Origin of the sequence: Chthonomonas sp. (assembly GCF_035294505.1) — a bacterium.
In the GTDB taxonomy this organism is placed as follows: Bacteria; Armatimonadota; Chthonomonadetes; order Chthonomonadales; family Chthonomonadaceae; genus Chthonomonas.
The window spans coordinates 1-6,686 of record NZ_DATGKU010000001.1; the positions used below are offsets into that span (position 1 = coordinate 1).

Consider the following 6,686-nt stretch of genomic DNA (forward strand, 5'->3'; position numbering starts at 1 on the left):
CCAGGAGTGTGATCGCATCCATGCCGTCTGCGCCGAGCTGGCAAAGCTTGGAGTACGCGTGGAGGAGCGCCCGGATGGTTACACGATCTGGCCTGCTCACCAAATCCGTCCTGCAGAGATCGAGACCTATCGCGACCACCGCGTAGCCATGAGTTTCGCCCTCATCGGGCTGCGGGTGCCGGGCATCGTCATTCGCGATCCGGGCTGTGTGGCGAAAACGTTCCCAAACTATTGGCAGTGTCTGGAACAGCTGCTTGCTTAGGGTTGGGGCGGGAAACGAACGGTGATTTCCGAATCCGACCAAGGCGAGTATGCCAACGCCCTTTCGCCGACGCTGGTGAGCACAAAACCTTGTGCGGTGCGCCGGTAGCGCATGGGGCGATTGTTGAAAGGATCGAGCGTCTCTTCGGTTGGGAAAGCACTTAAGTCTTTGGGAAACTGATGATGTTGTAGACGATATTTGAAAAGATCGAGCACAAGCTGACGTTGGTGAGCGCAAGTTTGCATAAGGAGTGTCTGTTCAAATATCTGCCGTTCAAAACCGTTGTCCTCTACGTTCAGCCAACGCGGAACTGTATAGTGTAGCTGAAGATAGGCTTTCAGTGCCTTAGCCGGTTCGTTTGCATAGCGTTTTGCAATAGTAGCCATATCGTGCAGATGCCATAACTCCTGAGCTTCCGTGTTATCCACCAGTGTGAGGGGGAACTGGTTACGACGCTGGTTGCCGGATAAGACGTACCAAAGCCGGGTGCCCAAATCTTGATCTTCGATCGGACTTGTAGAGGTGCCGGTTTTCAGCTTTTCAAGCATCGGCCGCCCTCCCGTGCGTAGCAGATTAAAAGTAAGGATTGTGCCGAGTGACTCTCCCGATAGGTGAGGGAGAATGTTGACAGAGCTGGAGAAGCCTCGACTGACGCGTTGAGCCTGTTTTAGGAAGTCTGGATCATGACTATGATGCTCGACGATAAGCAACCAAGCATTATTGAGCACGCGCTCACAATGTCCCTGCACCAGGAGCGCTAAAACAATAGGCTCGCTGCCTATATCTTTAGCCAATTTCTGTCCGATCTCTATCTGATGCAGGGCTTCTAAGGGCTTACCTTGCCTATCGAGGAAAACGGCTCGGAGGGCCAGCTGCCTTGTTAATGCTGCCAGAGTAGCGTATTCCGGTAGGAGAACCATTGGCCCCAGAGACCAATCGCGATGGAAGTTGCAGTAGGGGCGTTTCAGCGCTTGAGATAGCCAGGGCATGAACGATGCAACAAGATTTACATACTGATTTTCAGCACGTACAAGCTGAGCACTATTCATTTTGGGTGTTGAAACAGCATCATGGTAGGGTATATTCAGCAGATGGTAAACGGTAGGCTCTAAGTTGTTGTCGAGGGAATGCCATCCTGTCATAAAATACTGCGTTGTGAGTTGCTGGTAGATGGGCGCCGCATTCTGGGCTTCATTGGGAATGACGGTGAGTTTTTGAAATTGGGCAACCGTAACAGGAAGACCGTCTTGACGAACGGCATTGTATGCTCTGGCTAAACGGCGCTGTGCCCGCCAAATGGCGTAGTAGTGGCCGAAGATGAGAGAGCATAGAAGGATGGCTAGAGCCAAACATATTACAGCAAAGAGTCTAGCCCACGCCCGTGATAACTTAGGCGATGACAATGGTCTAGCAGTAGGATACCTTGAGAGAGACTTCATGGCGCACCTCAACATCATTTTGAGAGTGGATAACGCACAGTTAACTCGTCGCTTGAGGTGTTGGCTGCCAACGCCCTTTCGCCGACGCTGGTGAGCACAAAACCTTGTACGGTGCGCCGGTAGCGCATGGGGCGATCGCTGAAAGGATCGAGCGTCTCTTCGTTGGGGAAGACACTTAAGTCTTTGGGAAACTGATGATGTTGTAGACGATATTTGAAAAGATCGAGCACAAGCTGACGTTGGCGCGCCCAAGCCCGCAGGTAGATTCCTTTGATGGCTGTTGTTTGATAGTTCGAATCCATAACCGAGACCAGAAAGTACTCTTTCGGCGCGCGCGTTGCGGCATCTGAGACATCCGCTGAAAGCTGCTGTACGGCCTTCATTGCCTGATACGGATCGTTGGCGTAACGCTTTTCAATTTGTATGAAGTTATGAAGGTAATCTAGCATGTTCGCTTCCATAAGGTCAATTGTGGGTGCTGCTAGGCTCTTGGACTGCTCTTTTCCCAGAAGCCGATTCCAAAAATGAGTCAAGAACGACTCGGAGGAGTTTCCCAACGGCATGGGAGAGGTAAGCTGCGGATTGACCTCTTCCAAAAATCTTTCGCCTTCGGCGTGGGCGACGCGGCTCGTAAGTTCAGTCCATAGGGCTTCGCTGTACATATCGCGAATCAGATCGGGGCCGTGTCCGAAATCACAACTTACCTTATCGGCGCACTGCAGCACCTGTGGGTCGTTTGCATGGTTCTCCACAACGCGCATCCAAGCGCGTTGGAGCATTCCTTCCATCGCATACTGCGTTAAGAAGGCGAGCAGCACCGGGTCGGAACCGATCTGTTTGGCCACTTTCACTCCTAAATCAATCTGCTGCAACGCCTCCAGCGGCTTTCCGGCACGGTCGAGCAAAAGCGCGCGCAGCAGCAAGAGCCGAATGAGCTTGTACGCTTGGGAATATTCGGGAAAGGTAAGGTTAGAGCCGAGGCTCCAGTTCCGTTGGAAGTTGCAGTAGGGGAGCGCGACCGCCTTCGCGGTGAGGGGGAACTGCGCGCGAGCGCTTTGTACGTACTGTTGAGCCACATGGAGCAAGCTCTCTTGTTGTGCGGGTGTCATAGCGCTTGCCGAGGGGCGTGAGGTTGTAAATCCGAAAGGTGCTATAGGTATCGTGGCAAGCCAGTTATCGAGAAGGGGGTAGGTCTGTCGCTCAAGTAGGCTCCATTGAGGGTTCTGGTTAAAGTTCATAAATATCTTATCGTAAATGGGGGCGGCGTTTTCTGCGAGGGGAGGTGGGGTGGTAAGCCTATTCATCTCGTCTACGGAAAGGGGAAGACCGTCTTGACGGAGAAGGGCACGCGCGTGAACAAGCATTCGGTGCGCCCTAACGGTGGCAAAGTGGTTTTGCAACAGCACATAGCCGATAGGAAGCATAAAAAGGATGAGAATGCCGAGCAGAAGGGCTGCAATAAAAAACAGATCGCGCCGATCTTTTCTTTGTGCGGACATAGTTTGCCCCCCCTAGGTAAGCGCTTTTTGCTGAACAAGCGATACGTTCCTAAGGAGAATAATAGCATTTAGGGCATAGAAAATGTATGTGGCGCGGGCCGATTTGTAGGGGATGGCGGTTTTGGAAGAAAGAATATCCAACGAATGCTCGCCGGCATCTGCCGTACTGCCGGCAGGTTCCGAACATCGGAAGGGGCATGCCCATGTTCACAACGATAGAGATACCGTTCGACAAGAAGCTCCCTTTGCCACCAATCGCTTTCGACTTGGAGCAGGTGTTGCATGATGTTAGAGAGAGGCACCCGCGCATTGAGGAGCATGTATTCGCGGGGATTGCTGTTGCCCAGCGCGTCCGCACGCGCATCTAACTCCTGAATGGCTTGCTGTGCGGCGAGCACATCGCCCTGGTGGCTATCAAAAATTCGGTAGGCGGTATCGTAGTACGCGAGCGCACGGGCTTCGAGCAGATCGATCTGTAGCGGGCTGAATTCGGAGGGAATAGGCCCGCTCTGGCCGGTGAAACGGCGCCATAGCCTCTTCCACCAGGCCTCTTGTGGCGGTGGCGCATTGAAACCGCCGGCCTCTCGAATCAGTTGTAGAGCGTCTTGTGGATGCTGGTGAAGATAGTCACCCAGCCAGACGGTTTCATAGACCTCATAGCGAAGGAACCACCGGGGATCGTAGCTGCGCACCAGAAGATGATTGACTTTTTGAGCGTGTTGAAGCACGAGGAGATCGTGGGAACGGTGTTGCACGATCAGTGTCCAAGCTTTCCCAAAAATAGTATTAATTGCAGCAGACACGAAGAATGCTATGAGGCTCGGATCGGCGGAGGTGATCTGCCGCACCATGCGAGCGCCGACGGCCAATCTATCGAGCGCTTCAATGGGTTTCCCTTCTCTGTCGAGGCGCACGGCATCGAGCGCTATGAGGCGTGCTAAGGTGCGAAAGTCGGCATAGCTAGGGTTCGACACAAGAGGGTTTATGTTCCAATCGTAATGGAAATCGCAATAGGGGAGTTGAACGGCCTTTTCGACCTTCGCCATCTCCGGGCGCGTGGCCTGCACGTACCGATCGGCAATGCGAAGCGCTTTTGCGTTGGGTGGGAAATTGGCAAAAACAGAGAGGGCATTGGCTTCAAGAATGCGCCATTGGGGGTGCGCCTTAAAGTCTGTGAAGATGCTTAGGTAGAGGGGAGCGGCGTTTTGCGCGTCCGGTATATAGTTTGGAACGACCTGATGCGATGTAAGGGGTAGCCCATCGGCTAGGATAGCTGCTTTTGCCTGTGCATAGAGGGTTTTTATGCGGTTGACCTCTGCCGATTGAAGGCGCCAGATGATGAGGGCTGCGATAGAAAACACGAGAAGCGCAGACAGGGCAAAGGCAAGGAAGGGAGAACGTTGCCGGCGGGTTTTCGCAAGAAGCGACATGAGCATAAAGCTGTCCTCTCAGAAAGCCAGGGGGAGTACAGCACCGACTGTACCCCCCACTTTTAGCCGAGCTTTGCCAATTCGGCCTTGAGGTGGTCTATGTAGGAGATGTCGGTAGGACACACTCCGTACAGATAGGCCAGATAGACCGAAACAAAATCGGCGATATAGACAAGCGAGAAGAGGCGGGCCAGCAGCGATTCGCCCTCTGCCATCACCTCATGTACTGGCGCCACGCGTCCCACAAGCTCGGCCGTTACCTCTACGCGCCGCACAATGCGAGGGTTGTCGAAGCGTTCGTTGGGGTCACGTAGGAAGATGACAGCCCAGTTGGAGGCCTGTTTTTGTGCCTGAACCCAGGCCAAAATCTCGTTATGATTTTGCTCGGGCAAGACGTTAGAAAACGCGGCGATTTTGGTGTTTTCGTTGAACTGCGATTTCCAGCGGTAGGCCACCACCCCTCGATAGCCTTGCGAACCGTAGATGACAGGAATTTTGCCGTAAAGCGCTTGTGCCAGCTGTTTGGCGGGGTTTTGATTTGTGGGAACATCCGGCCCCAAGCGTTTGGCGAGGCTCTCTAGCACGGAGAGAGTCTCTTCGATGTCGCGTTCAAACTGGTGGCGCAGCAGGCTACGATGGGCTAGATAGGTGAGTTGTGGAAAAAACATATAGCCGGTGGCCGAGCGGGGGGGTTGCCCGCCCGGCACAAGGGCGTAGGCATAACTGGCCTGTTTTGCGATGTCGGCCAACTTTCCTCCGCTGGTTACCACAGCGATCTGGGCTTCGGAGCGGCCTGCATCGCGAATGGCCTGTAGGGTCTCTTCGGTGTTGCCGGAGTAGGAGGCCGCGATGACGAGGGTATTGCGGTTAACCCAATGGGGCAAGTGGTAGTCGCGGTTAACCAGAACCGGAATGGGGCCGTATTCGTCAGCGAGGCAGCGCAAAAAATCTCCGCCAATGGCCGAGCCGCCAAGTCCGGTCACCACGATGCGTCGAATCTCCACGGCCTCCGAGGGGCCGACGCCATAGTGCCATATAATGTTCGCGGCCTCTCTGCACTGGGCAGGGAACTTCAGCACCAGCTCTAACATGCCGTGCGGGTCTAGCGAAGCCCGTTGCTCGGCAGACGCAATTGAGTCGAGAAGGTTCTCTTCCGGCATGGTTCTCTTCCTTAGGCTAGGCGCATCCGCTTCGAGTTACCGATGATTCGAGGATAACAAAAGGGATGCGCCGTATATTGAAAACCGAGGCTACTTGACGACGAAAGGCAGTAGCGCCATATGGCGGGCGCGTTTAATGGCGCGCGCCACCATGCGTTGGTGTTTGGCGCAAAGACCACGCGTTCGACGGGGCACAATGCGGCCTCGTTCGGTAAGCAGAAGGCGCGCATACTTCGGCTGCCATATCTGCTTATAATCTATGGTCTCGGCCTTTTCCACGCAGAACAGACACACCTTGCGCCGTGGCCGGCGGAAACGGTTTGTCGTTTTCGCTTTTGCCACGGGGGCGGCTGCAGCACCGTTTTCCGCGGCGGGCGCCTCTGCCTCAGCCTCTGCGGTCAGTTCCGCATCCGCTTCAGGTTTGTCTATGGTCTCGTCGGGTATTTCGATTGTCTCCTCGTTGATCTCGGGAATGTCGTCGGACATATTACTCCTCTGCAAATGGGTCTATCTCGTCTTCGTCGGTTGGAGGCAGATCGGCCATCGGCTCCGTAGAGACACCGGTAACAGGAACCTCTTCGAGGCCGACCGCTTGACCTCCGGTCTCATCGGGGCGTCTATCAAGCAGTTGAACGTTCTCGCCCACGATCTCGACCACGGAGCGCTTCTGCCCGCTGGTCTGGTCTACCCAGGAGCGGGCCTGTAGGCGACCGTCCACGGCGATGAGGCGTCCCTTCTTGGCATACTGCGATACAAACTCCGCCGTCTTCCGCCAGACCACGATGTTGAAGAAGTCAACATCGTAATCCCCCTGCTCGTTGCGCGTGAAACGGTTGACGGCCAGCCCAAACTGCGCTACCGGCACGCCGGAGGGAGTGTAGCGGACTTCCGGATCG

Annotated in this window: 6 protein-coding genes and 1 pseudogene; 1 reads left to right on the forward strand and 6 read right to left on the reverse strand. The window is 54.7% G+C overall.

The window, feature by feature from the left end; all coding sequences use genetic code 11:
- Positions 1-262: pseudogene (locus VKV18_RS00005) on the forward strand (3-phosphoshikimate 1-carboxyvinyltransferase); the annotation flags it as partial.
- Here VKV18_RS00005 and VKV18_RS00010 read toward each other — a convergent pair.
- From VKV18_RS00010 to VKV18_RS00035, 6 genes are all read right to left on the reverse strand, one after another.
- Positions 259-1,611 carry a hypothetical protein gene (locus VKV18_RS00010; RefSeq protein ID WP_324202180.1) on the reverse strand — a complete coding sequence of 451 codons (1,353 nt, stop codon included), beginning with the start codon at positions 1,609-1,611 and terminating at the stop codon, positions 259-261. The pseudogene VKV18_RS00005 and the gene VKV18_RS00010 sit on opposite strands and share 4 nt — an antisense overlap.
- Before the next feature lie 104 nt (positions 1,612-1,715).
- Complete coding sequence (locus VKV18_RS00015; protein WP_324202181.1) at positions 1,716-3,200, reverse strand: hypothetical protein; 1,485 nt, start codon at positions 3,198-3,200, stop codon at positions 1,716-1,718.
- A 68-nt stretch (positions 3,201-3,268) separates the two neighbouring features.
- Complete coding sequence (locus VKV18_RS00020; RefSeq protein WP_324202182.1) at positions 3,269-4,630, reverse strand: hypothetical protein; 1,362 nt, start codon at positions 4,628-4,630, stop codon at positions 3,269-3,271.
- A gap of 62 nt (positions 4,631-4,692) precedes the next feature.
- Entirely contained in the window at positions 4,693-5,790 is a 1,098-nt protein-coding gene (locus VKV18_RS00025; protein ID WP_324202183.1) for a bifunctional phosphoglucose/phosphomannose isomerase, read from the reverse strand.
- A gap of 90 nt (positions 5,791-5,880) precedes the next feature.
- On the reverse strand, positions 5,881-6,132 hold the full coding sequence (gene rpsR / locus VKV18_RS00030) for a 30S ribosomal protein S18 (RefSeq protein ID WP_324200223.1): 252 nt from the start codon (positions 6,130-6,132) through the stop codon (positions 5,881-5,883).
- 145 nt (positions 6,133-6,277) lie between these two features.
- On the reverse strand, positions 6,278-6,686 hold a 409-nt coding region (locus VKV18_RS00035; protein WP_324202184.1), incomplete at its 5' end, for a single-stranded DNA-binding protein.